At 44.1% G+C, this 24,844-nt stretch carries 21 protein-coding genes; 5 read left to right on the top strand and 16 right to left on the bottom strand.

Annotated elements, in window-relative coordinates; translation table 11 throughout:
* Positions 1-36: 36 nt before the first annotated feature.
* From A8806_RS25195 to A8806_RS25170, 6 genes are all read right to left on the bottom strand, one after another.
* Entirely contained in the window at positions 37-396 is a 360-nt protein-coding gene (locus A8806_RS25195) for a uroporphyrinogen decarboxylase/cobalamine-independent methonine synthase family protein (protein ID WP_181368873.1), read from the bottom strand.
* A complete protein-coding gene (locus A8806_RS25190) occupies positions 393-1,334 on the bottom strand; it encodes a type I phosphomannose isomerase catalytic subunit (protein ID WP_109733920.1) in 942 nt (313 codons plus the stop codon). Before A8806_RS25190 ends, A8806_RS25195 begins: the two co-directional genes overlap by 4 nt.
* An 11-nt stretch (positions 1,335-1,345) precedes the next feature.
* Complete coding sequence (locus A8806_RS25185; RefSeq protein ID WP_109733919.1) at positions 1,346-4,159, bottom strand: alpha-mannosidase; 2,814 nt, start codon at positions 4,157-4,159, stop codon at positions 1,346-1,348.
* 12 nt (positions 4,160-4,171) lie between these two features.
* Positions 4,172-5,149: an HAD family hydrolase gene (locus A8806_RS25180; protein WP_109733918.1), complete on the bottom strand. Its 978-nt coding sequence runs from the start codon at positions 5,147-5,149 to the stop codon at positions 4,172-4,174.
* Positions 5,149-6,198 (bottom strand): uroporphyrinogen decarboxylase family protein, encoded by a 1,050-nt coding sequence (locus A8806_RS25175; RefSeq protein WP_109733917.1) that lies wholly within the window; start codon positions 6,196-6,198, stop codon positions 5,149-5,151. Before A8806_RS25175 ends, A8806_RS25180 begins: the two co-directional genes overlap by 1 nt.
* Before the next feature lie 259 nt (positions 6,199-6,457).
* Positions 6,458-7,522, bottom strand: a complete 1,065-nt coding sequence (locus A8806_RS25170) for a uroporphyrinogen decarboxylase family protein (RefSeq protein ID WP_109733916.1) — start codon at positions 7,520-7,522, stop codon at positions 6,458-6,460.
* Positions 7,523-7,657: 135 nt separating this feature from the next.
* Here A8806_RS25170 and A8806_RS25165 point away from each other — a divergent pair, with 135 nt between their 5' ends.
* A complete protein-coding gene (locus tag A8806_RS25165) occupies positions 7,658-8,578 on the top strand; it encodes a helix-turn-helix transcriptional regulator (RefSeq protein WP_109733915.1) in 921 nt (306 codons plus the stop codon).
* A 1-nt stretch (position 8,579) separates the two neighbouring features.
* On the opposite strand, the gene A8806_RS25160 is transcribed toward A8806_RS25165, so the two are convergent.
* The 7 genes from A8806_RS25160 to A8806_RS25130 form a co-directional block, all read right to left on the bottom strand.
* Positions 8,580-9,770 carry a uroporphyrinogen decarboxylase family protein gene (locus A8806_RS25160; protein ID WP_109733914.1) on the bottom strand — a complete coding sequence of 397 codons (1,191 nt, stop codon included), beginning with the start codon at positions 9,768-9,770 and terminating at the stop codon, positions 8,580-8,582.
* 37 nt (positions 9,771-9,807) lie between these two features.
* Positions 9,808-10,557, bottom strand: coding sequence for a response regulator transcription factor (locus A8806_RS25155; RefSeq protein WP_109733913.1), 750 nt, complete (start codon positions 10,555-10,557; stop codon positions 9,808-9,810).
* Between the two features lie 17 nt (positions 10,558-10,574).
* Positions 10,575-12,341, bottom strand: a complete 1,767-nt coding sequence (locus A8806_RS25150; protein WP_109733912.1) for a sensor histidine kinase — start codon at positions 12,339-12,341, stop codon at positions 10,575-10,577.
* Between the two features lie 120 nt (positions 12,342-12,461).
* Positions 12,462-13,592 (bottom strand): autoinducer 2 ABC transporter substrate-binding protein, encoded by a 1,131-nt coding sequence (locus tag A8806_RS25145; protein WP_109733911.1) that lies wholly within the window; start codon positions 13,590-13,592, stop codon positions 12,462-12,464.
* Positions 13,593-13,653: 61 nt separating this feature from the next.
* On the bottom strand, positions 13,654-14,643 hold the full coding sequence (locus tag A8806_RS25140) for an ABC transporter permease (RefSeq protein WP_242996270.1): 990 nt from the start codon (positions 14,641-14,643) through the stop codon (positions 13,654-13,656).
* A complete protein-coding gene (locus A8806_RS25135) occupies positions 14,640-15,641 on the bottom strand; it encodes an ABC transporter permease (RefSeq protein WP_109733909.1) in 1,002 nt (333 codons plus the stop codon). Before A8806_RS25135 ends, A8806_RS25140 begins: the two co-directional genes overlap by 4 nt.
* Before the next feature lie 3 nt (positions 15,642-15,644).
* Positions 15,645-17,165 carry a sugar ABC transporter ATP-binding protein gene (locus tag A8806_RS25130; protein WP_109733908.1) on the bottom strand — a complete coding sequence of 507 codons (1,521 nt, stop codon included), beginning with the start codon at positions 17,163-17,165 and terminating at the stop codon, positions 15,645-15,647.
* A gap of 240 nt (positions 17,166-17,405) precedes the next feature.
* On the opposite strand from A8806_RS25130, the gene A8806_RS25125 reads away from it, so the two are divergent.
* From A8806_RS25125 to arcC, 3 genes are all read left to right on the top strand, one after another.
* Positions 17,406-19,028 (top strand): DUF975 family protein, encoded by a 1,623-nt coding sequence (locus tag A8806_RS25125; protein WP_109733907.1) that lies wholly within the window; start codon positions 17,406-17,408, stop codon positions 19,026-19,028.
* 61 nt (positions 19,029-19,089) lie between these two features.
* A complete protein-coding gene (locus A8806_RS25120; protein ID WP_109733906.1) occupies positions 19,090-19,641 on the top strand; it encodes a prolyl-tRNA synthetase associated domain-containing protein in 552 nt (183 codons plus the stop codon).
* A gap of 92 nt (positions 19,642-19,733) precedes the next feature.
* Positions 19,734-20,666: a carbamate kinase gene (gene arcC, locus A8806_RS25115; protein WP_109733905.1), complete on the top strand. Its 933-nt coding sequence runs from the start codon at positions 19,734-19,736 to the stop codon at positions 20,664-20,666.
* Positions 20,667-20,758: 92 nt separating this feature from the next.
* On the opposite strand, the gene A8806_RS25110 is transcribed toward arcC, so the two are convergent.
* Complete coding sequence (locus A8806_RS25110) at positions 20,759-22,333, bottom strand: AAA family ATPase (protein ID WP_109733904.1); 1,575 nt, start codon at positions 22,331-22,333, stop codon at positions 20,759-20,761.
* 184 nt (positions 22,334-22,517) lie between these two features.
* Here A8806_RS25110 and A8806_RS25105 point away from each other — a divergent pair, with 184 nt between their 5' ends.
* The gene (locus A8806_RS25105; protein ID WP_109733903.1) at positions 22,518-22,904 is read left to right on the top strand and encodes a DUF6483 family protein; all 387 of its coding nucleotides are present in this window, start codon (positions 22,518-22,520) and stop codon (positions 22,902-22,904) included.
* A 140-nt stretch (positions 22,905-23,044) separates the two neighbouring features.
* Here A8806_RS25105 and A8806_RS25100 read toward each other — a convergent pair whose 3' ends face one another.
* Together A8806_RS25100 and A8806_RS27090 are read right to left on the bottom strand one after the other, a co-directional pair.
* On the bottom strand, positions 23,045-24,628 hold the full coding sequence (locus A8806_RS25100; RefSeq protein ID WP_109733902.1) for a DEAD/DEAH box helicase: 1,584 nt from the start codon (positions 24,626-24,628) through the stop codon (positions 23,045-23,047).
* A 109-nt stretch (positions 24,629-24,737) separates the two neighbouring features.
* Positions 24,738-24,833, bottom strand: coding sequence for a helix-turn-helix domain-containing protein (locus tag A8806_RS27090; RefSeq protein ID WP_334294008.1), 96 nt, complete (start codon positions 24,831-24,833; stop codon positions 24,738-24,740).
* Positions 24,834-24,844 lie beyond the last annotated feature (11 nt).

Here is a 24,844-nt window from a genome sequence, read left to right as displayed (position 1 = left end):
TCTGCTAAAAAAACTTATCCACATCTCGCTGTCTTTCTACACAATCTTTCCCCATGTTTCAAACACTTTAAACACATTCTGCGGATTCACTCCAACGCCAAAATCACACTGGGCAATACATCCGCCGTCTTTCCACAGATGATCTTTGACGTTTTTTACAGCGTTTTCTACATCCTCACTGCTTCCGAATGGCAATATATTCTGTCTGTCAATCTCGCCCCAGAAGGTAATCTGCCCTCTAAACTGCTCCAATTTTTCCAGTCCCATACAAAAAATTTGGGAATTCAGTGCATCAATTCCTATTTCAATCAAATCCGGTATAATATCCAGAATATATCCATCTGAGTCTGATAGACTAATCTTCTTGATTCTGTCATACTTCCCACCTCTGGTCAAAGTGTCGTCACTAGCACTTCACATTTGCCTTCCATTTCATAATTTCCCGTATCAGCAGTAATAAAAAGGCTGTCCCCTTTTCGGAATATAAGTTCCTCTTTCCCTGCCTGGATAGTGCCTTCCCCATCCAGTACAAGCATACTTACAAACGTAGCAGGATCGATGGTCCCTGACATGCGCTTCATAATGCTGCCATCGAGTACCAGCTTATCTACGGTAAAATATTCGCAGGATGCAATGTGGGGCTCAAACGATTTTTGCCTGAGGATGGGGATACGTTTCGTCACCTGTAATGCCTTTTCGATATGCAGATCCCGTTCCTTACCATTCTTGTCCTTCCGTCCGTAGTCATATACCCGGTATGTCACATTCGAATTTTGCTGAATCTCTGCAATCACATTTCCTTTTCCGATTGCGTGAATTGTTCCCGGCTCGATAAACAGCACATCTCCCTTTTTTACGTACACTTTATTGAGCACTTCCAGCAATGTATTGTCTCTGATTCTCTGCTCCAATTCTTCCTTGCTCACTTCTTTGGAAAATCCATAGTAGAGGCTTGCACCCTCTTCACAGTCCACTACATACCACATCTCGGTCTTCCCATACTGTCTTTCATTTTCTATGGCATACTCATCACTCGGGTGCACCTGGATGGAAAGGTCTTCCGCAGCATCTATAAACTTAATCAATACCGGAAACTGCTCGAATTTTCTTGCATTTCTGCCAAGTATTTTTTTCCCCTCCATAAGGATGTACTCTTCCAATGTCTCCCCGGCATATTCTCCGGCCGCAATATAACTGTGGCCGTCCTTGTGACAGGAGAGTTCCCACGATTCCGCAAGAACTTCCCCATCATATTCCTTATAAAAATCTGTCATTAACTTTCTTCCGCCCCATAAATAGTCTTTATAACTCGGACGAAGCTTCACCAGTGCCATGCTTCCACCTCTTATACAATCTCAAACGTTTTAATTTCATTGACTCCGACTTCTGTTTCCCATACATTATCCGTAACCGCACATGTTATTTCAGTTGGCTCCTCATTCATATTGCACTCTGTCACTCTGCCTGCTTTGAATCCCGGTACATTCAGCCCTATCTGTGTACGGATTACTTTTCCTGTCGGATTGTAAACTCTGAGAATCAGGCTCTCCCGGTCCTCACTCTTTTTAAACGCGGAAACCTGAAGGTTTTTGCTGTCAATCCGCAGGAATTCCTGCTCCAGAGGCAGACTTCCCCCCTTGCCGCCTATTACCTGATATATCATGACCGGTGTGTTGATTTTTCTTGCTTCCGCGTATACCTGTGCTTCCTCCCAGCTGCCTTTGTGCGGATAGATTGCATACTCAAACTCCATCTTTCTCTGAAGCTGGCTTCCCTTCTTACCTGGGAATTCCCCGACTGCCTCCCACCATGTCACAATCATATTGCCCATAGCCCGGAACAGTGTCATATACAGTGTCTGGTCATCTTTCATCTCGTACTCGGTAAAACAGCTGTTGACGATCCCCAGCCCCCTGTGGGGATCACTGACATCTGCAAATATCTGCATTGGCAGGGTCCGCATCTCCGGATAGAACTCACCGTTCTGGTCTTTCACCGGATGGGCGGGACGCTTATCTACACAGAAATGCCCTGCCGTGTCCACGGTTTCTGCCTGTATCCCTGTCGGGAATGCAACTCTTAAACGATGATTCTCTACATTATTCTCCACGACTGTCCTAACCTTCAGACTCTTTGCGCCTTTTTCCAGAGTAATATAGGATACAATTTCAAATGCCTTCTTTTCTTCACTTCGCTTTCCTTCTCCATACACACCGCATTTGGATTCAAATCCTGCTGCCGGAAGCATCATACGGTAACAGATTCCCAGTGTCGCAGATAACGGACCGTTATCTTCACACCATACCTGCGCAGATTCTGTCAGTGTTGTATATATCTGATTGTGGTACGGGGGGTAATATGCCCAATAGTTGCCCACATCCCCCGCATCTTCAAAATAGTGCAGGTTCTCATACACCTCACCGCCAGCTTTATCCAGCATATTCATTGTACCGTTAAAGTTCACGGTTACTTTCAGATTCTCATTTTCCAAAATATTATCGGAAACACATATATCGCAGCCTTCTGATTTTCTCATTTCCATCCAGTAATAGTGTGTTCTTGAGAAGCGGCTCTTTGGTTCCAGAAAAATAGTTTTATATCCCATCGCCGGAATCACTCCGGTCTCCACATAGAATTCATGTCTGTCCGCTGCGTACGGCCACGGTCTTGCCTCCATGTCATGAACCGGAAAGGACTTCTCATCTCTCATAATTTCCTGAGTCTTCAGCCTGTTTCCATACATATCCTGCGCTTCCAGACTCCACACAGCATCTTCTCTTGGCGTTGCAGCCATTACTTTGCAGACTTCCTCTATTTCAAATGGGTGGGGATTAAAAACAACCAGTGCCTGCTTTCCCTCGTGCTCATCTCCAAAGTTCAATTGTCTGATTACACCATATGCGGCATGGTCACACAGCACCTGTCCCATCTCAACTGCCTGATTCAGCCTGTATTCCACATCATCTGCCGTCTTATCCTGCGTCACACCGTTGATAGAATCATGAGGATGGGCTTTCAGCATATAGTCCCATGCTTTTCCCAAATATCCGGACTCATAACCATTTCCTAGCAGGAAATTAACCGCCATAAACGGTTCTGCTTTACGAATCAGCAGATTCTCTGCCTTTTTATTCAACAGCTTGAGATACATACGGGAAGCCAGTGCATTTCCCGAACAATCACAGGACGGCCCGTCCCGCAGCTCCCCAAATACCGTTTTCAGGCTGTCTTTATCAATTATTTCATGCATCTTTTCCGCATATTCTTCCAACCGTGTATTCATAAATTCTTGTTCCGGGAAGATTTCCTTCAGATCCTGCAGCATATCTGTCAGCTCTGGATGCGGTGTAGAAAAGTCAGTTCCGTCCAGATAAAGGCGGTTATCTTTCGCCACTGTATCCTCTGTTCCTTTCTCAGTATCCAGAAATCCCTTTTCCAGCCATTCCTTCTCATAATTCATCTTGGAAGAAACCATGAAGAAATCCTCATCCGCATGTCCTGCTGCCGCATTGTGCACAGCCATGCCGGAAAGCCTTGGGTGATAGGCAAACTCTCCGCTCAGACAGTTAATTCCATACTTGCCATATAAATATGTATAAAAATAGAAATTCGCCCTGGCATTGTCTCCAAGCCTGGTTGTAAGCATTCTGGTTCCATCCGGCCCTTCCCACATGAATTCGCTTTCCGGGGCACGGTCTTTAGATACTTTCTTCGCACAGATGATAAAATCAATTCCAAATTTGTTGTAGATTTGCGGAAACTGTGCAGTCTGCCCCCACCCAAAAGAGTTATACCCAACCTTCATACATCTGCCATGCTTTTCGGATACGCGAATTCCTTTTAGAAGATTTCTCACCAGACATTCTCCGTCCAGAGGGTATAAATCCGGCAGCGTATACCACGGTCCCACCGCAATGCGCCCTTCTGCAATATAGCTGTCTACCTTTGCTTTGTTCTCCGGCTTTACTTCCAGATAATCCTCAATCGGAGCCACCTGCCCGTCCAGGAGGAAACAGTGATAATCCGGATTGGTATCCAGAATTTCCAACAGTTCCTCCATAAATTCAATCAAAAGCATCCTGTTCTTCCAGATAGGATATCTCCACTCCCTGTCCCAGTGTGTATGTGGGATAATATAATTTATTTTTTTCCCGCTCATTTTCTCTCCTCTCTACAGCAGTTCTAATATTTCATCAAATGTCTCGCAATATGAATTACACATGCCCAGTGTTCCGCTCTGCTTTATATTGCCTCCGCCGATTCCTACTGTATAATATCCCGCCAGACGGATTGAACTAACCCCGGCGCCGCTGTCCTCAATTCCAATAACCTGCCCTCTCTGCCCGAACGGGATTCCTAAGCCGATATTAGCAGTCTCCGCATAGAGCCACGGATGCGGTTTTGCTTCCAGCTCACCCATCGTTCCGGTCCTGCCTTTTCCCAAGGCCGTTCCCGCCGTGATGATACTGTCATAGAATTCTTTTGGATCTCCCATCCCCATTGTCTGAAATGCTGATAGAATTTCAGGATATGCCTTTTCATAGAGACCAGAGGTTACAAGCCCGATTTTCATATTTTTTTCTTTCAGCCTCAGAAGGAATTCCTTTGCTCCCGGTGTAGGAACAAAAGCATTGGGGCGCCCTTTGCCTTCCATGATGTTCTTCATCTCTAAATTGGTATGGTAAAAATAAAATTCCCTTGCCTTTTCAATGAGCTTATCGGGACAATATTTATCAATACAGTATTTCAGATGTTCCGTAACACTATGCCCTGATACAAAAGGAATATCCGAATCTGATAATGAGAACTTGGGATTCTCCAGCAGGCTCTGAACGGTCTTTTCGATAATCCAAATCCAGAATTCCTCGCTTTTCACTGTAGTTCCGTCTAAATCCATCAGGACTGCTTTTGTTTTCTCCCTGGCAATCGGGTAAACTGGATAGTATGCACTATATCCAACTGAAGAATTGATATATGCAATTGTCCTGTCTGCGAAACAAATCAGCTCAACCTTTTTATCCCCTGTCCGATAGATTGCATTTACGCCGTCTTTTCCCGTACAGAACTGCCCGTCACTACACACAAGCTGATTAATAAATCCACTTTTTTCATCCAACTTTCCAAAACCAGGTATCAAATATTCTCCCATTATTTCTCTCCCTTATTTCCATAAAAACAGCCAAGCTCATACATTTTTATAATCCGCTCTGTCGGTATCTCCGGCAGAAATCCCTGAGACGGCCCGAATATGAATCCTCCATTGTCAAATAAGGACATTGTATCCTTTATCCTCTCTTCCACCTCTTCATCTGTCCCATCAATCAGGAGGTGCATGGCATCCATTGAACCAGCAAAGTACAACTGTTTACCAAACTGCCGTTTTATCTCCTTTAATTCCATCCCTGCCGCTGAAACCTGAATCGGATGCAGCCCATCCAGCCCGATTTCAATCAGGTCCGGAATAATCTTTACAACACTTCCGCAGGAATGCTGCTGCACGACATACCCGTAGCTTTTCGCCAAATCATACAGTTTTTTCAGCCTTGGCTTAATAAACCTGCGAAACATATCCGGGCTGTAAAGCAGGCTGTTCTGTGTCCCATAGTCATCACCCATAAAATAAATCTGCATCAGATTACCTGCTTTTTCAAACATTCTTTTGTTACATTCCAGATAAAAATTGACGATTTTATCCAAAAGGGCCTCTACCAGTTCAGGATCATCGTACATTAGCATCATTAGATTCTCCATTCCTACCAGCATAGAAGCCTGCTCTAAAAAGGGGCTCCACATCCCGCCGAACACGGCATAGTCCTGAAACTGCTCCATTTTCTCAATATATTTATCATAATCAATCTGGTCCGGATCAGGCCAATGTCTATAATTTTCTATATCTTCTATGCTTTCCAGATGTGACAGCGGATGAGCAGCAGGAATCCCTCCGTAGACAGTCTTTTCGACTCCCCACATATCGAAAAAGGTTCCTTCCTCATACGCATTTCTGCTAATAAAATCATCCATACATACGCACCATCTACAGTCGATCTGTAATTTTTTATGCATTTCTTCCTCTGTCAGACATCCCAGTCCTTTGACAAGAGCCTCTGTTACATCTAACGTTGTGCAATCCATAAACATTGGTATCCTGTCTACCTTTTGGTGGCGAATCGCTGCCATCACGCGTTCCCTGCTGTTCATATACCCGCTCCTTTATATTCTAATCAATTGTTTTCTTGATTCTATTATAATTTCCCGTCGTTTTTCTTTGGACTATATATTCTAGCAGATGGTTCAAATATTTTTGTTTTATAGAAAATCTACAAATGCGTATATAGAGAATTAGGGTGTGTCTGATAACCTGCCGATTATCAGACACACCCTAATTCATACGCCCAGATGTCACTTATTACAAACCAGAAGCATCTGGCCGTCTCTATTTTTGATTCCCAATAGCTTTCTACAGGGTATTTGACTTAAAATCCCCCCTGTATTCTCTCACAATTTCAATCATATTCAGGTAACTGTCTGAGGGAACATAAGAAGGAATGGAATTTCCTGTCCCGAAGGCAAATCCGCCATGATTTTTACTCTTTGCGATGACATCTAAAATGTACTCTTTGAGTTCCGGTTTTGAATAATTACATACTACGTCAACATCAGCCCCGCCAAAATTTCCTATTCTGTTCCCGTATTTTTCCACCCAAACCGGAAACGGAGCAATCTGGTCTTCATTAGAATGCTTTGCATCAATCCCCACCTTCTCTATCAGGTCTTCCATCACATCAAATATTTTCCCGCAGGAGTGAAGGAGAAACGGTTTCTTATAGCTGTGCACCAAGTCTACAATCGGCTTATACTGAGGTAATATCAGATTTCTGATATCATCAGTGGACAGCAGGGTACTGCTCTTATATCCCATATCATCCCCAAACCGCAGAACACAGTATATGTCACCATATTCTTTCATAAATCTCTTCCAGATTCTTAAATTTGTCTCCCCCACTTTCCGAAACAATTCCTGATATAACTCTTCATCATCTGCGGAGATATAGCAAAGTCCCTGATAGCCTGTCAGGTCCTGCACACATTCAAATATACCGTTTCCCACGCCGCCGATTGCCTTCATCCCTTCCGGCATCTCATCCCTGAGCGCCTGAAAGTATTTTCCGTATTCCCGAAAATAGTATTCTTCAATCTCATCCCATGGATATGCCTGAAAGTCATCCTCATTCTGAATGACCGGTATCACCCGGCTGTCCCCCAATGCGCCTGCGCCGGGCATAATCTTGCCAATGCAGCTTTCAAAGGTTACAACATCATATCCATGCTCCTTGAAAAAATTACAGTAGACCCGGAAAAATTCATGGATATCTTTTTCATCTCCCTCGAACAGGGACAGCATATCCACCCCTGTAATTTCTCCAATCTTATCAGGGGCTACATTATGTTCATATAATGGCAGTCTTTCCGCTTCTTTATTCCACGCACAATTTACAATATTTCTGTAATCTGGTTCAAACATTCTTAGTCCTCCTCTTAATGACCTTATAATTATTGACTTCTTGTAATTCATATTATATAATTTCTAAAATTGTACTGCCACCAATTCCATACAGCGTACAAATTTAAATATATATATTTCACAAGGAGGATTTTCATGGGCACTTTCCCTATTTGGCATGATGACTATCTCTTTACAAAAGGCAGAATTGTACTTACTGAAGAACAGCTTCATATCCCCGGCATACGTGTCTTCGGACACCATGCACTGTACAACGCGATACCTTCACTCAACTGGCATTGTCATGATAATGCCTTTGAATTTTCGATGCCCGGACAGGGTACTTTTACTTTTTCTACCTTGGAAAAGGACTATCCATTCTCAGGCGGGGAAGTATTCCTCTCCCATCCTGACGAAGTACATGGTACGAACCAGGTTCCCGTGACGACCGGTGAACTATACTGGTTTCAGCTTGATATCAGTGATGAGAATCATTTTTTATTTTTAAATCCTGAAGCTGCACGTGAACTCATCCTGAAACTATATTCTATTCCACGGCATGTAATCCGGACCGAAATCAAAAAAACCCTTCCTATCATAGAAACGGCTTTTAAACTTGCATTAGGAGGGACCGAGATACAAATGACCAGCTCACTTTTGCAGCTATTTTTACAACTGATCGTCATGTATTCCAAAAAGGAACTGTCCCAGATTTCCCCGGATATCAAAACAGTTCTGGAGTTTATCGATAATAATATTACTTCAGACTTGTCTCTGGATTCTCTGGCAGCGCTGGCGAACTTGTCCTGCTCGCAGTTTAAGCAAAAGTTCAAGAAACAGCTGGGCATTGCTCCCAGACATTTTATTAATCAACAGAAAATAGAATATGCAAAAACGCTTTTAATGGAAGGAAAAACGGTTACAGAAACTGCAATGCTGTTAAACTTTACAACCAGCAGTTATTTTTCAACCGTTTTTAAGAAATATACTTTATATACACCTAATGAATATCAGAAAAAGCAACCCGAAAAAAGCCGGGTGGGGAATCCCCCACCTCAGCACTTCAACATTTCCTAGATTACTGTATGTCAGCCCCAGCCTGTTCCATGACCTCTTTCAATTTACTGATATAGTATTTATAATTCTCCAAAGACGTGGACGGCGCCACCTGGTGGTCTGATCCCGGTATGTACCCGCCGCCGCGGATAACCGGAAGAATGCGTTCAAACTCCCTGTCAATCGCCTCAGGGCCTTTTGCGATCTCCAGTTTGTTAAAACTCCCGATAAATTTTAATGTCGGGAACTGCTTTCTGACTGCTACGATATCCATTCCTGCATTCACATCCATCGGAAGGAAACCGTCGACGCCTGCTGCCATAAAATTCGGAATCAGCTGGGCAAAGTCCCCATCCGTATCTACAAACACATTCCCCACACCATGCTCTTTTAACAGGGGGATCAGCCTCTTATAATATGCCCCGACAAACTCATCAAAGCATTCCGGTGATACCATCGGGCCGTTCTTCCCGCTAAGGTCTTCCATAAGGTAGACCACATCCGGCCTGACCAGATCAATCACTTTCAGTAATTTGGTCTGATAAATCTTCAGGATATATTCATTAATATCATGCATCAGCTCTGGTTCATCATAAAAGGCAAACATATGGGCCTCGATCCCCATCAGTTCCCTTGGAACCCAGAAGAATCCCTCGATATTCAGCCGGATCGAATAATCTCCTCTCTCGTGCCCTTCCACGAGCGGGCCGTACGCCGCCTCAATCAGTTCGTCCGTAAAATACTCCTCCAGCTCTTTTTCCGCGTGTTCCTTCAGGCGGTCCCAGTCTTCCTGTGTCTCAATCACAGGTTTATAGTCCAGTTTCAGGTCCGACCCTGTATTTTTAATTACCTGTCTGCCGTAGATATCCTGTTTGATGATATGTTCAGCCGTCTCTTCTACAATCTTTTCTTCAAAACGCCTGAACGGAAGCACGAAATGTATCCTTCTGACAGGGTCGAAACCGAGGTACTTCTCGTACTCCATGACGCCCTCCCCCCATTCTACAGCCAGATACTTTTCAGTCTGGTTCGCTTTGTTGCCTACGATATTATTTGTAATATCCTTTGCCCCGTCTGCAATCTTAGCAGGCATACCTTCCTCCTTAAAACGGTCTGTCGTCAGCACCCAGGGATAGAAAGTCTCCGCGACCGTCCCCCTCCCCTCTGGTCTTTTAAAATTCAGTGTTGCCTGCTCACGCTCTCTATTTGTCATATCTGGTTCCTCCTTATTTTGTATCATCCAAAATCTATTATTCTGAAAACTTCTTCCGGTACTCGCGCGGTGTACACCCCACGCTGTTTTTAAATACTTTACTGAAATAAAACTGGTCGGTGAAGCCGAGTGTTTCAGCTACCTCCCCGATCAGGCAGTCATGCCGCTCCAGAAGCTTTTTGGCCTCACTGATCTTCAGATTAATAATATATTCATTATAAGTGCAGTTCTTATATTTTTTAAAAATCCTGCTCAGATATGGCTGGCTGATCGTATATCTGCCGCAGATGCGTATGATGCTGTTGTCCTCCGACAGGTGGCTTCTTACATAGTGCTCGATCATTGCCACCAGTTCTTTTCCAGACGGCTTCTCCGTAGTGATTATTGGACTGTCCGCATCATTTCTCATGGATAAGAGAAGCTGCCTGATCCTTCCAAACAGTTCTTCAATCTTCGCCGGTTCAATTGGTTTCAGCAGGTAATCAAATCCCCCATACATAAATGCATCGTGCACATAATGAAAATCTGAATACCCGCTGACGGCGATGCATACTGCCGGTTTGTCTTCCTGGGAGCCGATGTATTTAATCAGCTCTATCCCGCTTTTGCGCGGCATCTTCATATCCGTAAGTACGACATCGGGATGGATCTCATTGAAAATTTCAATCCCCCGGTCCACGGAATAAGCCTCCGCCGCCACTTCAAAATCCCTGATCCTCTGGTCTATTGCCCGCTTCTCTGCCTCCAGTATAGCAGGCTCATCATCCACCAACAATACTTTGTACATACTTTTAAGCCCCCCTGTTATTCCAGCTTCATCTTCAAAACGATTGTCGTACCTCCGGCATCATTTCTTCCCAGTATTTCATATGAAAAACCATCCCCAAAGAAAATAGAAAGCCGGATCAGTGTACCGCTTAATCCCATTCCCCCAAACTGAATATTCTCGCTGATCTCCCTTGACCCGTGATCCCTGTAAAATGTCTCGATCCGGCTCTTCACAAGCTCAATATCTTCTTGTGTCACTCCACAGCCGTTATCTTTGATCTCCACAATTGCATACCCGTCAAATTCCACAACATAAATCTGTATCAGTACATGTTCGGATTCGAGAAGGCTGTATTTAATCGCATTCTCCACAATCGGCTGGAACGTTACTTTGGGAAGCATAAAATAATCCAGATTCCCATCCACTGTAATCTCATAATCCAGCCGCTGCCGGTATCTGCTCTTCATGATCGACATATATGCCTTGAGATTGTCCAGTTCCTCCTGCCATGTCACTTCCACGGTCGTGTAATCTGATGCATACCGCATGATCTCCGAGAGGCTGTAGCAGGCATTTGCCGCCTCCTCCCGCTCTCCGTTCTCACACATATTGGCAATACTGCCAAGGGTATTGTACATAAAGTGGGGACTGATCTCTGACTGCAGGATACTGAACAGTGTTTTCGTCTGGACATCGGCCATCTGCTGCTGGCGTTCCATCGACTCCCGCAGGCGGTCCGCCATGTCTTCAAACGCCTTCAGCAGAATCCGTGTCTCCCAGTCCATGTTCTTCGTAGGCTGGTGTTCTGTAAAATTCTCGAGACGGGTCACCTGCATTCGTTTCACGAATGTGTCAATCGGCTGCATGATTTTCTTCGTCACAAACAGAATATAACACAGCGTAAATGCAATCAGTATCACCGCAACCATGATGATTCCCTGAATCGTGGTCCTCATCGACTTATACAGGACTTTTTTCGGCAGTACAATTACCGTCCGGCTGGGATAATAGTTGGAACTTGCCATCGTTACGATCTCTTCTCCGGTGTCCTTTACCTTTACATACTGCTCCGTCAGTTCGGCAAAATACTGGATCTGTTTCTCCGGCTTTTTCCATGTAACGTCTGCATAAAACAGATCTGCATGGTCTCCGATGAAAACCATCGTATTCAGGTCATACCCGCTCCACTTCACGTCACAGATATTCCGGATATAAAAATAATTCTGCTGTACTTCTATATAACCGACAATCTCCTTCGCAGGCGTCTTCACCGGTTTAATCTCAGTGATAACTTTCGCGTTTGTCGAAGGTTCCCAGAAATCTTCGGACGGTCCTAAAAACACCCTGCTGTCAGCCTCCTTAAAGCTGTATTTTTCCTCCAGGTGTTCCACGCGCCGAATCACCTGCTGCCTGTCCGTCTCCACATTTCCCGTACAGATATAACTGCCTTTCTTGTCATAGACAGCCACCCGCCGGATATCCGATTTATTTTTATAAGCGTTTGTAAGAATTCTTTTTACATTCCTCCCCGTCCCCTGATTCCATCCCCTCTGGTATTCCTGCCACTGCTCCAGGAAATTGGAATTTGTAAACACATCAATGGAGGCCTGCTCCATATTCGTCAGCCGGTTATCAATCTGTTCCATTGTAGCATTCGTCGTCTGTATCAGGTTGCTGACCCCGTCATCATATATCGTATCACGGTTATACCGATAAAACACAATTGCCACTATCGTAATCAGCACAATGATAAAAACCGCATAAGTAATAGACAGCTTTGTCCCGGCCTTCTGTTTTTTCATGTTTATTCCACTCCCTGTCTATAGCACAATGAGGGCTGCTGCATGTTGTACAGCATCCCCCTTTATGATACCCTGCCCGCGAAGCAAAACCCCCATGCCGCCCGGCAGGTATGTATTCTTTTAGTAATCGAATTCGTCTACATTGGATGCATCAAATACAAGGGCATCTCCTAATACACACTGTGCATCAACGATATCTTTTGCACCGAGTCTTCCTGCATCAATTGTTGTTGCATCTGGTGTGATGGTTCCTTCTGATAACTGGTATGCTGTCTGTACCGCAAGATATCCAAGGTCCATACAATTCCAGAGTACACCTGAGTTCAGAGGATTTTCATCATCTTTGATGTATGTCTTCAATGCGTTTGGTGTAGCAAGCCCTGTCATGGAAACGATTTTCGCGTCCGGTTTGCTGGATGCCGACTGATACTGGGCGCCAAGTGCAGGTGTTGCCATAGAGGACAGACCGATTGCAGCCTGAATCTTATCTTCGCCTTCACCCATACGTCCGATCAATGTTGCACATTCGCTGTTTACCTTCGTCTCGTCTGTTCCCGGATAATATACATCTGTTTCTTTGTTCTTAATCTTCATGAAGTTATAGTCATCTGTTTCAAGAAGTGCATTAATGGCATCTTCCCATGCTTTCTGGTTTGCGTCTGTTCCTGAACTGGATACAAGAGCGATGTTTGCTGTTTTATCTGCACCGTATCCCTTTGCTTTCAGATCATTTGCCGCACCGTCAAGAAGGCCTTTTGCCGCACTCTCTGCCGTGATCTGGTTCACAAAGATATCTCTGGAATCTTCCTGGGCATCCGCATCAAAAGTTACAACCTTGATTCCTGCATCCTGTGCTTTCTTCAGCGTTGGTGCAATTGCTGTTGGATCGTTAGGTGACACTACGATAACGTTTACGCCCTGTGCGATCCATCCTTCCAGAATATCAACCTGTTTCTGGTTTGTCGCCTGATCCTGAGAAGGTCCGTCATACAAAAGAGTGATTCCCAGTTCATCTGCTGCTTCCTGCGCGCCTGTCTTACAGGCATCGAAATAGTTCTCGCCTTTGAATTTCGGAAGCATTGCGATTGTCATATCGCCATCAGAATCTTTCGCATCCTTGGAGGCATCATCCTCCGTCTTCGTCTCTGCTTTCGGTGCCTCTGTCTTCGAACATCCTGTCAGCATAGACAATACCATAACTGCTGCTAACGCTCCGCCTGCTGCCCTTTTCATTAATTCTTTTGCTTTCATACTTCTTCCTCTTTCCTTTCCTTTTTATTGTATATATAATACTTGCGTATTACAATCTTTTTTACACCGGTTCTGCTTTTACCGTCTGCCCGGTGTCTACTTTTATGATTCGTTTCTTTTTGGACCGTTCTGTCACAACAGCACATGCGATCAGTGCTATGATCAGGACAACTCCCTGTACAATCGTCTGCACATCGATCGGTATGTTCATAACCGTCAGGCCACTGTTCAATGTTGCAATGATCAGCGTTCCAAGGATCGTTCCCTTCATGTCACCGACACCGCCCATGATGCTTGTTCCGCCCAGCACGACGATGGTAATAACTTTTAAGTTGAAGCTTGTTCCCGCGTCATACTTAACACTCGTGAATCTGCCAAGGAAGATAAACGCTGCCAGTGCGCATATAATCCCACATACAGTGTAAATGATGATCAGCATCCGGTCTGTATTCACGCCTGAATATCTGGTTGCATTCACATTCAGTCCGATACTGTAAAGTTTTCTTCCGAACAATCCCTTCCCAAGCAGCAGTGTAAATATCACGGCCAGCAGTATATAAATCCAGATCTGTATCGGAAGCCCGGCCAGGGACGTGTTTCCAAGTGCTTCCGCGAAACCGTATGAATACACACTGTCTCCCTTTGAAATGCCCCTTGCCAGACCCAGGAACAGATACATTGTCGCCAGTGTCGTTACCATTGCGGATATTTTTGCCTTTGCTATGATAACGCCATTCAAAAGTCCGCAGGCTGCACCGGTCAGTACGGTTGCGAGCACCGCTGCCGCGGTCCCCCATTTTGTATAGGCGATCCCGCCGAGCATGGCTGACAGGATCATGGTATTTCCTACAGACAGGTCGATTCCCCCTGTAATAATAATCAGTGTCATCGGAAGTGCGACCATCCCGATCTCTACGATATTTCTAAGCATAACGTTGATGATATAAGGCGCAGTCAAAAAGGACGGACTTTTAATTGAAATACCGATAAATATAACCAGCCAGATCAGGAACAATGCCTTATTGAAGGAGAACTTCATTATTTTCTTCATGATGCACCACCTCCTGCCTCAACTGTGCTGCCCTTATGGATGACTCTCTTTTTCTTCAGATATTTGGCCCCGCTCACGACGACAGAGATAATGATGATAGCTCCCTTTACTGCGTCAGACCAGTTCGGGCTGATTCCGAGATAATTGATTGCCGGGGCGATCATTGCCAGAATAAATGCCCCTATCACCGTTCCGATAATTTTCCCGGAGCCCCCGGCCGTGCTTGTTCCACCCAGTACAACCGCTGCGATAAATGTCATCTCAAGCCCGGTTCCCATTGTGTTCGTCACTCTCTGTCCTGCCGTCGCAATGATCACGGCCGATATACCAAACAGTGCCCCTGCAATGGCATAAGTAATAACAATTGTCTTGTTTACATTTACACCTGCAAGCCGGGCTCCTTTCGCATTGTTGCCGATCGCATATATCTTCTTTGAAAACTTGGAGTATTTCATAAATATGAGTGCTATCACGGTTACAATCAGGCAGATCAGAACGCTTGCCGGAATGATCCCGAAAACCTTGGCGTCAAATGCCAGCCATGTGAAGCTTGCCGGAAGATCGTAAATGGAACCTTCCACCAGAAGCGGGAGCACCCCCTGAAATATCTGTGTCGTAGCGAGCGTTGCCACGATTGCCGGTATCTTCATCTTTGTAATAAACAGCCCGTTCATGGTGCTTAAAACAGCTCCCATCAGCATCGCTGCCGGAAGAAGACCTGCGAACGGCACCCCTGTCTTGCCGATTGCCGCGGTGAACAGGCATACTACGGAAATGAGCGCACCCGTGGATACATCAATATTGGATGTAATAATAATCATATTCATGCCAATCGCTGAGATCAGAATGTAACTGAACGTATTCAGCAGGCTCATGATATTGTTGATGGAATAAAAATCTCTTGCCGCAACTCCGAGAAACGCAAGCACCAGAATCAGGAACAGCGCAAGGTAAAATTCTGTCGTCAGAAAAGACGCTTTCTTTTTCTTCTCATTCATCTCTTACCCCTCCTGCCTCTCTTTCTTTGATTCCAGCGCAACGGTCAGGATCTTTTCCTGTGTAACATCCTCTCTGTCGAAGCATCCTGCAATGTATCCGTCTTTCATGACATAGATTCTGTCACACATCCCGATCAGTTCCGGAAGCTCTGAGGAAATCATAATAATCGTCAGCCCTTTCTGGGTCAGTTCACTGATGATCTTATGGATCTCCGCCTTTGCATTGACGTCTACCCCCCGTGTCGGTTCATCCAGAATCAAAAGCTTTGGATCAAGTGCAAGTGCTTTTGACACGGACACTTTCTGCTGGTTGCCTCCTGAAAGGTTCGCGACAAGGAAATCCGGTGACGGTGCTTTTATTCCGACTTCCTCTATGTACTCCCTGCCTTTTTCACTCTCTTTCTTCTCATCCAGAAACCCCGGGCCTTTCTTGAAACGCTCCAGCTGCGGAAGGGAAATATTCTGCTGTATCGTCATATCAACGATCAGGCCGTACTTTCCGCGGTCCTCTGATACATAAACAATCCCGTTCTCCATTGCCTGTTTATAGTTCTTAATTTCAAGTGGTTTTCCTTCCAGCCACATCGTGCCTGCCGCACGCCCTGTGAATCCACAGATCGATTCCATCAGCTCCGTCCTGCCGGCCCCGGCCAGCCCCGCAAATCCAAGGATTTCCCCGCGCCTTACATAGAAACTGATGTCTTCCAGAAATCCCTCATCATAGTACCCTTCCACATGGAAGATTTCCTCCCCGATCTTTGTCTCTGACTTCGGGTAATAACTTCCCATCTTACGTCCGACCATATCTGCCACGAGATCGTCCTTACTGGTCTCGGCGATATTTTTCGTTGAAATATATTGTCCGTCCCTGATCACAGTCACCCGGTCACACAATTCGAAAATTTCTTCCATTCTGTGGCTGATGTACACGATTCCGAGGCCGCTCGCCTTCAAATCATTGATAATCTGGAACAACGCCGTTACCTCACGCTGCGTCAGTGATGCAGTCGGTTCATCGAAAATAATAATATTCGCATCAAAGGTCAGCGCCTTCGCGATCTCCACCATCTGCTTCTGTGCCATTCCAAGGGTTTTAATCTGTGCATCCATATGAATCTTCGTATTCAGACGCTGAAATATCTTTTCGGCCTCCCTGCGCATCGCCCCATAGTCAATAATCTGCAAAGGCCCCGCCTTTTTCGTCATCTCATGCCCGAGGAACATATTATCCAGAACTGTCATCTCTTCAAACAGGCTCGTCTCCTGAAAGATAATCGACACCCCCTTTTCATATGCCTCCATCGGGTTCGAAAAATTCTCCTGCTTACCATTCACGATCATTGTTCCGCTGTCCGCCTCATGAACCCCGCAGACAACCTTCATCAGCGTAGATTTCCCTGCCCCGTTTTCACCGCAGATCGCATGGATTTCACCGCTAAGCAGGTTAAAATTAATACCATTCAGCGCCAGAACTCCGGGAAACGTCTTCACAATATCATGCAGTTCCAATATTGTCTGTCCCATGCTGTTTCCTCCCTCCTTCGTTTAAACAAATAGTAACGGAACCCGGGCAAAATAAACATGGAAAATCTAAATTGAAATATGTAAATTCAAACTGGGGAATGAGGTACGCGTCTTGGGGGGAGAGGGGGCGGGATGCCGCAAGCGTCCTCCCTTCGCCCTCCCCCCTAAATTCTTCATTGCTTAATTTTGTGTTCTTTACTATAATAGAGTAATAACCTGTTTTCTGCGGAGGGCTCCCTTATGTGGAAGAGAAAAGCACTAAAGATAAGAACGAGAGAATCTTTGAAATTTAATTACTGGCGTATGGTTGCTGTATGTTTTCTGACGGCTATGCTTACGACTGCTTATACTTCTTCTACTATATTTGTGAACCAGTATGAGCCTGCCACGCATACAGTGCCGGAGCACTCTGATGTTGCCGCCGGCACTTCTAATTCTGTCTTAATTGCCGATACAGTGGAACAAATAACAGATGACTCTGCCTCCATCATGGATTCTCCTTTGACCAGGGCTGCCGAAATTATTATTGATACTTATACGAGCGGGAAGTCTATTTTTTTCTCTGCTCTGAGGGCCGCTAATGATATTTTGACCCATGACTTTCACCTTTCTTCTGCTTTCCTGATCACAGGAGCATTTCTGGCTTTTTTTTACCAGTTTTTAATTGCAAATCCAATTCTGGTAGGAGAGCGGAGATTTTTTCTGGAGGCCCGCAATTATCACCGGACGAGGATCAGTAAGATTTTTTTCCTATACAAATTGAGATATATCTATAATCCGGTCTGGGTCATGTTCTGCCGTTCTTTTTTCCAGACTCTGTGGAACCTCACAATTGCCGGAGGGATTATTAAATACTTTGAATATAGCATGATTCCGTTTATCCTCGCTGAGAACCCGGCAATTGAACGTAAGGATGCTTTCCAGCTTTCCAAACAACTGATGCGGGGGAATAAGTGGAAGATGTTTAAATTGCATTTTTCTTTCCTTGGATGGAATATCCTTGCACCCCTGACTCTTGGGGTGCTGGACTTTTTGTTTGTAAATCCGTATAAGACAGGAACAGACGCCGAGCTTTATATGGAGCTTAGGCGTAATTATGTTCTGTCCCGCGCTCCCGGATATGAGGCGTTCAATGACAGGCTTCTGGAACAGGTTCCGTCAGAGGATGAACTTTTAATCAGCAAGGCCCTCTATGATGATTCAGAGGGGCCTTATACGAAGATTTCATACTTTGAACCCGAGCAGTATCCTGTCTTTCTATATTCTATCCAGCCGCCTGCACGTGCCGTGAGGCCGCCCAGACACGAGAATAAAAAATATGGATTTTTATCCTGTGTGTTTTTGTTTTTTGCATTCTCTGTCTTTGGATGGGTTCTGGAAAGCTTTATACATATCATTCGTGACGGGGTCTTCCTGAACCGTAGTTACCTGACAGGCCCCTGGATACCTCTTTATGGTGTCTGTGGACTTATCCTATTGATATTTATTCAGAAATTTGCCCATAAGCCGATTCCTGCATTTATCGCTATGATGGCAGTTTACTCCCTGATCGAATATCTCATGAACTGGCTGATGGAATATGAATATGATATCGCATCTGCGGATTACACCGGTTATTTCCTGAACTTGAATGGAAAAACATTCCTTGGCGGTGCTATTTTCTTTGCAATGCTTGGATGCGCTTTTTTGTACTATCTGGCACCACGATGGGATGAGCTCTTCCAAAGGCTTCCTGACTACCTGAAGTTTTCGATATGTCTACTGCTGTGCCTTTTATTTGCCACAGATTTTCTCTATGCACTCACACATCCCGAATTAATGAGTGAGCTCATGGCGCCGGGACTATTTTTTACAAAAGTGTAGAACATGTTTGTTTGAATAATATATTTTAAAAAAGATACAATGAGACAGAAAGGATTTTATTATGGATGAAATATTTGTAAGCAAGGATCATTTTACCTCAAAACCTGATTGTACGGGCCGGCTCGAAAAAGAGATACGGGTCTACGATGCACTGGACAAACTGGGCATTCCGTACGAAGGAGTGGACCACGATGTTGCGCCGACAATCGAGGCCTGCCAGGCGATCGAAAAGGAACTGGGAATCATGCCGTGCAAGAATCTTTTTCTGCGCAACCGTCAGAAGACCACCTTCTTTCTGCTTCTGATGCCAGGAGAAAAGAAGTTCTATACGAAGGATCTCTCAAGTCAACTGGGAATCTCACGCCTTTCTTTTGCAGAACCGGAATTTATGGAAAAATATCTGGATATTACTCCCGGGTCTGTCAGTGTGCTGGGATTAATGAATGATAAAGACTGGTATGTAGACCTGCTGGTGGATAAGGAACTCCTGAATCAGGAATATATAGGCTGCCATCCCTGCATCAACACCTCCAGCCTGAAGATTAAGACGGATGACATCCTGAAGAAATTTCTGAAATATACCGGGCATCGTTACCGCGTAGTCGAACTTTAGCCGTTAATCGTTGCTTTTTTATCAGAAAAATAATATAATTCACTATATACTTGAAGGTAACAAATCTAATAAGAAACAGAGGGACTTAATTTATGAAGAAAAGAGTAGTAGTCGCATTAGGACACCGTGCTTTGGGAACCACTCTCCCGGAACAGAAGGTAGCCGTAAAAAATACAGCAAAATCAATCGCAGATTTAATTGAAGAAGGTTATCAGGTTGTCATTACGCACAGCAACGCGCCGCAGGTCGGCATGATTCATACGGCCATGAACGAGTTTGGAAAGGCACATGATGATTATACTGCAGCTCCCATGTCTGTCTGCTCTGCCATGAGCCAGGGTTACATCGGATATGACCTCCAGAACGGAATCCGGGAGGAACTGCTCAACCGCGGTATTTACCGTACAGTCAGCACTGTTCTGACTCAGGTTATTGTAGATCCTTATGATGAAGCATTCTATACACCGACGAAGGTCCTCGGACGTTATATGACAGCCGAGGAGGCAAATGAGGAACGGAAAAAAGGAAATTATGTGGTGGAGGAACCCGGAAAGGGATTCCGGCGTGTCGTATCCGCACCAAATCCGGTCAAGATCGTCGAACTGGACGCAGTCAAAGCACTGCTGGATGCCGATCAGGTCGTTATCGCATGCGGAGGCGGCGGTATTCCTGTACTGGAGCAGGACAACCACTTAAAAGGTGCAAGTGCAGTAATCGAAAAAGACTTAACAGCGGGAAAGCTTGCCGAGGGTGTCAATGCGGATGAACTCATCATCCTGACAAGTGTTGAACAGGTATGCATCAACCTTGGGCAGCCGAATGAAGAGAAGCTCGGTGAGATCAGCCTCCAACAGGCAAAAACATACATGGAAGAGGGACACTTCGGGATCTACAACATGTATCCAAAATTCCGCGCTGCCGTTGAATTCATCGAAAAAGCAGATGGGCGCAGCGCACTGATCACATCTTTCGATAAGATGAAAGAAGGACTGAAGGGGAAGGCCGGAACAGTCATCAAAGGGTGATTTCAAACAGGTTTTTCTTTAGTATAATTATTCTGCAAAACAAAAATACGCGGCTGTCTCATTTAAATTTATGTTTGACAGCCGCGTATTTCTTAATATTCTTTATAATATTCTTCGATCTTACATTCATGCTTCTTTGTTTTTTTATTATAGTTAATACCTGCAAGTAATATTTTTCCTGTATATGATCCAAAGGCATCCGTATATTTTTTCTCTTTAATCTGTCTGATAGCACCTTCTGTGGTCTTATCCCATTTCAATTCAATTACCACGGCCGGTTTATCTGCATAACTGGATCTTGGAATAAAACAGATATCCGCATATCCCTTTCCCGCCGGTAATTCCCGAACGATCATATAATATTCACGGGCTGTATAAAAAGCAAGTCCGATTGTATAACTAAGAGCATTTTCATTATTATACTGCAATATAGATGTACTTTCATGCACAGAGTCTATCCCCGTGGCCACTGCCTGATCATCCTTACGCCAGAGTGCCTCCAACAACTGTTCAGAATCTCTCACTGCATGAATCACCTCGTCCCAGTGAATGTCCTCAATTGCATTAATATATTCCATACTAACTTCTTTATTTGGAATAAATACAGATTCTGCAGCACCATCATATGCCAGATATCCTAAATGGACCAATAAAGTTAATACGTCATCTCTGCTTGAGAATGTCGTCATATCATTTGAAAACTTTGCTGTATTAATTTTTATTCTTCCGCCAGCCAGCATTTGGACCACCGCATCCTTCAACCCATTAAAGTTCATCTGGATATAGACTTTCAATGCTTCATATGTCTCTGTCTGATTCCAGTATGTGTCAAAGGTCCGCCATCTTAAGGCTTCTACCACGGATTTGGGACTATACACTGATAGTCCTGACTGAAAGGCATAACCATCATACCATGTCCTCATCTCCGTGAAATCCATATCATAACATTCACACAAATTCTGTACTTCATCTTTTGTAAAACCTACAAACTCCGCCAGACCCTTGGGGTTGGTCATAGAAAATTCAGTAAACATATTAAGTGCCGAATGTGAACCATATTTTTTTATAGGAAGAATCCCTGTCATATAAGCAAGTGAAACATATGACTTATCTTTCAGCCAGAATCTCAGAAAATCCAAATACAGTTTCTGCCCACGTTTATCATCCTTGTACTCCCTGAAAATACAATCCCATTCGTCAATCAATATAATAAAAGTAGAGCCCACTGACGCATAAATATCATTCATCACTTCGATTAAATCTGATTTGTCAAAATAATTGATACCTGAAAAGCTGCCTGTTAATTCCCATGTGAGTTTTCTTTGTAAAAGTGTTATCATGTCCTCGACATTTTTGCTTCTGCTCAAAAACTCCTGCATGTTTACAGAAATAACCTGATATCTGTTACGATACTTATCAAAGGACGGATCATTTGAAATATTGAGTCCCTTAAACAGGTCCCGCGTCTCACCATTTCCATAATATGCAGACAACATACCTACCGCCATAGATTTTCCAAAGCGTCTTGGGCGGCTGACACAGATATATTTCTGTTCTGTATCAATGACTGAATTGGTATATGATATCATACGGCTCTTATCCACAAATATTTCTGAGGCGATACTTTCCGCAAATCGTTTTGGTTCCGGATTCAAATACACTCCCATAGTCCACTTCCTTTCCAGTAATAAAGTTTATACTTAATATAGATATTATATCTTTGACTATCAGAAAGGGCAAGGACCAGTAATAAATGATTTTGTTACTGTTGAGTCTTCATACATTTTTCAGTAATATATAATTAATAAGTAAAAAGGAAATTTGTATGGATCTAAAAGGAGAAATGGACAAATGTATGAGCAAGACTATATAATGCGTATGAACAGGGATATTATCCGAACAATTAGTAGGTTGGTCTTTAACAAAGATACTGAATTCCCGCTAGACATCACGTCACAGACTTTAAAAAACGAAGATAAGAAAATGCTCAATTCCTTACAGGGGCAGGTTAATATCGGAAAAATCAATGAAGTGGAAAAAAAGATATGTCAGAGCGTTGGTAACAACGAAAGCCGGGCTTTAGAAAAAGCTCTTTTATTTTATGCCTATCTAAACGAGCAGACCGATGAATTTCTATTAGCAAATAGTTTTAGCCGTGAAAGAATTCAATCAGGTCTACAGTATATCGCATCACAATTAGGGATTTTAGATATCGTCAACTTAAACTATTTTGAATAACAGATATTTACGCAATGATGCTCAATTAAATGGTAAAAAGATACTGCCGCATCTATGATTTTTTAATCATTGATGCGACAGCTCCATCGGATACACCCATTCTTATATGATCATGTCGTTCTCTAAACATGGTGCCTGATTTATTTCTGGTTTGCCGGTTCGACAGCCACTGATTTTCCTTTGATCTTCGCGTTATTCATTGCGTTTAATACATCCCTTGCATACTCTCTCGGCACTTCTACGAAAGTATACTTATCAAACATATCAATTGATCCGATCACTTTTCCCGGAATTCCGCTCTCGCCTGCGAGTGCGCCCACAATATCTCCCGGTTTTGCCTTGTTTTTCTTTCCTATATTGATAAAGAGTCTGACCATTCCTGCTTCTTCAGCACCTGTATCGCCAAAGTCCATTTCTTCCTGGTTTACTTCATTCTGACCAGAACTCATCTTCAGGAACGCCGCTGCCATATCCATTGCTGTATAGTCGGATTCGTTTACCTTATTCTCGATTGCCTGAAGGTATTTTGTCAGGTCTTCCGTTTCTATAACACTGTCTATCTCTGAAAGAATGTTATCCATCTTAGTCGTTGCCACATCGTTCAGTGACGGAACTTTTTGTGCATAGATCTTCGTCTTGCAGTAACGCTGGATCTCTTTCAGCTTATATACTTCTTTTCCGGAAACAAATGAGAAGGAGCGGCCTTCACGTCCGGCTCTTCCGGTTCTTCCGATACGGTGCACATAATACTCGTCGTCCTGTGGAAGGTCATAGTTAAATACTGCTTCCACTTCATCCACATCAATTCCTCTGGCAGCCACATCTGTTGCAACGAGGATGTCAGTTTTCCCGGAACGGAATCCCTGCATAACCCTGTCACGCTGTGCCTGTTTCAAATCACCATGAAGTCCGGCCGCAAAGTAGCCTCTTCCGAGCAGTCCGTTTACAAGAAGGTCTACCTGTCTCTTTGTGTTACAGAATACTACGGACAGCTTTGGTGTATAGATATCCAACAGTCTTGCAAGCACTTCTTCTTTATTTTTCGGTCTTACTTCATAATAATATTGTTCGATATTCGGTACAGTAAGTTCTTTCTTTGTTACTTTTACAAGCTGGGCGTCCTTCTGGAATTTCTTTGTAATATCCAGAATTGCCTGCGGCATTGTTGCTGAGAATAACACTGTCTGACGGTCCTCTGGAACCCCTTCCAGAATCGTCTCGATGTCCTCACGGAATCCCATATTCAGCATTTCATCCGCTTCATCCAGTACGACTGTATGAACATCTTCCATCTTGATCGTCTTGCGGCGCATGTGGTCCATCACACGTCCCGGTGTTCCAATGATCAGCTGTGTACCGCTCTTAAGGGAACGGATCTGTTTTACGATCTCCTGTCCTCCATAGATAGGAAGTACTTTAATCGCATGCATATATTTTGCCAGATTACGGATCTCCTCCGCCACCTGGATAGCGAGTTCTCTGGTCGGGCAGAGTACAACTGCCTGAAGCTTTTTATTCTTAGGATCGATCTTCTCCAGAAGCGGGATGCCGAAAGCTGCTGTCTTTCCGGTTCCTGTCTGTGCCTGACCGATAATATCCTTTCCAGTTCTCATAACAGGAATTGCTTTCGCCTGAATCGGGGAAGCCTCCTCAAAACCCATATTCTTAATTGCTTTCATAATTTCGGGACAAAGTCCCAATTCTTCAAATCTTGTTTCTTCCATAAAACTCCTTTAATCAAAAATTTACTCAAAAAAAATACCCTTTACCTGACATCAAGTAAAGGATACTCATTAGTCTCAACTGCTATCATAACAGATTTTGTGCAGGATGTCAATTTTTCCTGTACTCTTTCGGAGTACAATTCATATGTCTGCGAAATATTTTGCCAAAATAACTCCCGGAACTAAATCCTGTCTTCATAGCAATCTCTACGATAC

This window comes from Faecalicatena orotica (assembly GCF_003149245.1).
Lineage (GTDB): Bacteria > Bacillota > Clostridia > Lachnospirales > Lachnospiraceae > Faecalicatena_A > Faecalicatena_A orotica.
Note: the sequence above shows the minus strand (reverse complement) of the source record. Positions and strands in the feature narration are given on the sequence as shown.

Bases quoted from the DNA above. Each gene is read 5' to 3' on its own strand.
- A8806_RS25140 (WP_242996270.1), bottom strand. From the start codon at position 14,643: ATGAAGAAAATAATGAAGTTCTCCTTCAATAAGGCATTGTTCCTGATC.
- A8806_RS25185 (WP_109733919.1), bottom strand. From the start codon at position 4,159: ATGAGCGGGAAAAAAATAAATTATATTATCCCACATACACACTGGGAC.
- A8806_RS25155 (WP_109733913.1), bottom strand. From the start codon at position 10,557: ATGTACAAAGTATTGTTGGTGGATGATGAGCCTGCTATACTGGAGGCA.
- A8806_RS25180 (WP_109733918.1), bottom strand. From the start codon at position 5,149: ATGGGAGAATATTTGATACCTGGTTTTGGAAAGTTGGATGAAAAAAGT.
- A8806_RS25120 (WP_109733906.1), top strand. From the start codon at position 19,090: ATGGATGAAATATTTGTAAGCAAGGATCATTTTACCTCAAAACCTGAT.
- arcC (WP_109733905.1), top strand. From the start codon at position 19,734: ATGAAGAAAAGAGTAGTAGTCGCATTAGGACACCGTGCTTTGGGAACC.
- A8806_RS25135 (WP_109733909.1), bottom strand. From the start codon at position 15,641: ATGAATGAGAAGAAAAAGAAAGCGTCTTTTCTGACGACAGAATTTTAC.
- A8806_RS25190 (WP_109733920.1), bottom strand. From the start codon at position 1,334: ATGGCACTGGTGAAGCTTCGTCCGAGTTATAAAGACTATTTATGGGGC.
- A8806_RS25160 (WP_109733914.1), bottom strand. From the start codon at position 9,770: ATGACAAATAGAGAGCGTGAGCAGGCAACACTGAATTTTAAAAGACCA.
- A8806_RS25150 (WP_109733912.1), bottom strand. From the start codon at position 12,341: ATGAAAAAACAGAAGGCCGGGACAAAGCTGTCTATTACTTATGCGGTT.
- A8806_RS25175 (WP_109733917.1), bottom strand. From the start codon at position 6,198: ATGAACAGCAGGGAACGCGTGATGGCAGCGATTCGCCACCAAAAGGTA.
- A8806_RS25165 (WP_109733915.1), top strand. From the start codon at position 7,658: ATGGGCACTTTCCCTATTTGGCATGATGACTATCTCTTTACAAAAGGC.
- A8806_RS25130 (WP_109733908.1), bottom strand. From the start codon at position 17,165: ATGGGACAGACAATATTGGAACTGCATGATATTGTGAAGACGTTTCCC.
- A8806_RS25125 (WP_109733907.1), top strand. From the start codon at position 17,406: ATGTGGAAGAGAAAAGCACTAAAGATAAGAACGAGAGAATCTTTGAAA.
- A8806_RS25100 (WP_109733902.1), bottom strand. From the start codon at position 24,628: ATGGAAGAAACAAGATTTGAAGAATTGGGACTTTGTCCCGAAATTATG.
- A8806_RS25110 (WP_109733904.1), bottom strand. From the start codon at position 22,333: ATGGGAGTGTATTTGAATCCGGAACCAAAACGATTTGCGGAAAGTATC.
- A8806_RS25170 (WP_109733916.1), bottom strand. From the start codon at position 7,522: ATGTTTGAACCAGATTACAGAAATATTGTAAATTGTGCGTGGAATAAA.
- A8806_RS25145 (WP_109733911.1), bottom strand. From the start codon at position 13,592: ATGAAAGCAAAAGAATTAATGAAAAGGGCAGCAGGCGGAGCGTTAGCA.
- A8806_RS25105 (WP_109733903.1), top strand. From the start codon at position 22,518: ATGTATGAGCAAGACTATATAATGCGTATGAACAGGGATATTATCCGA.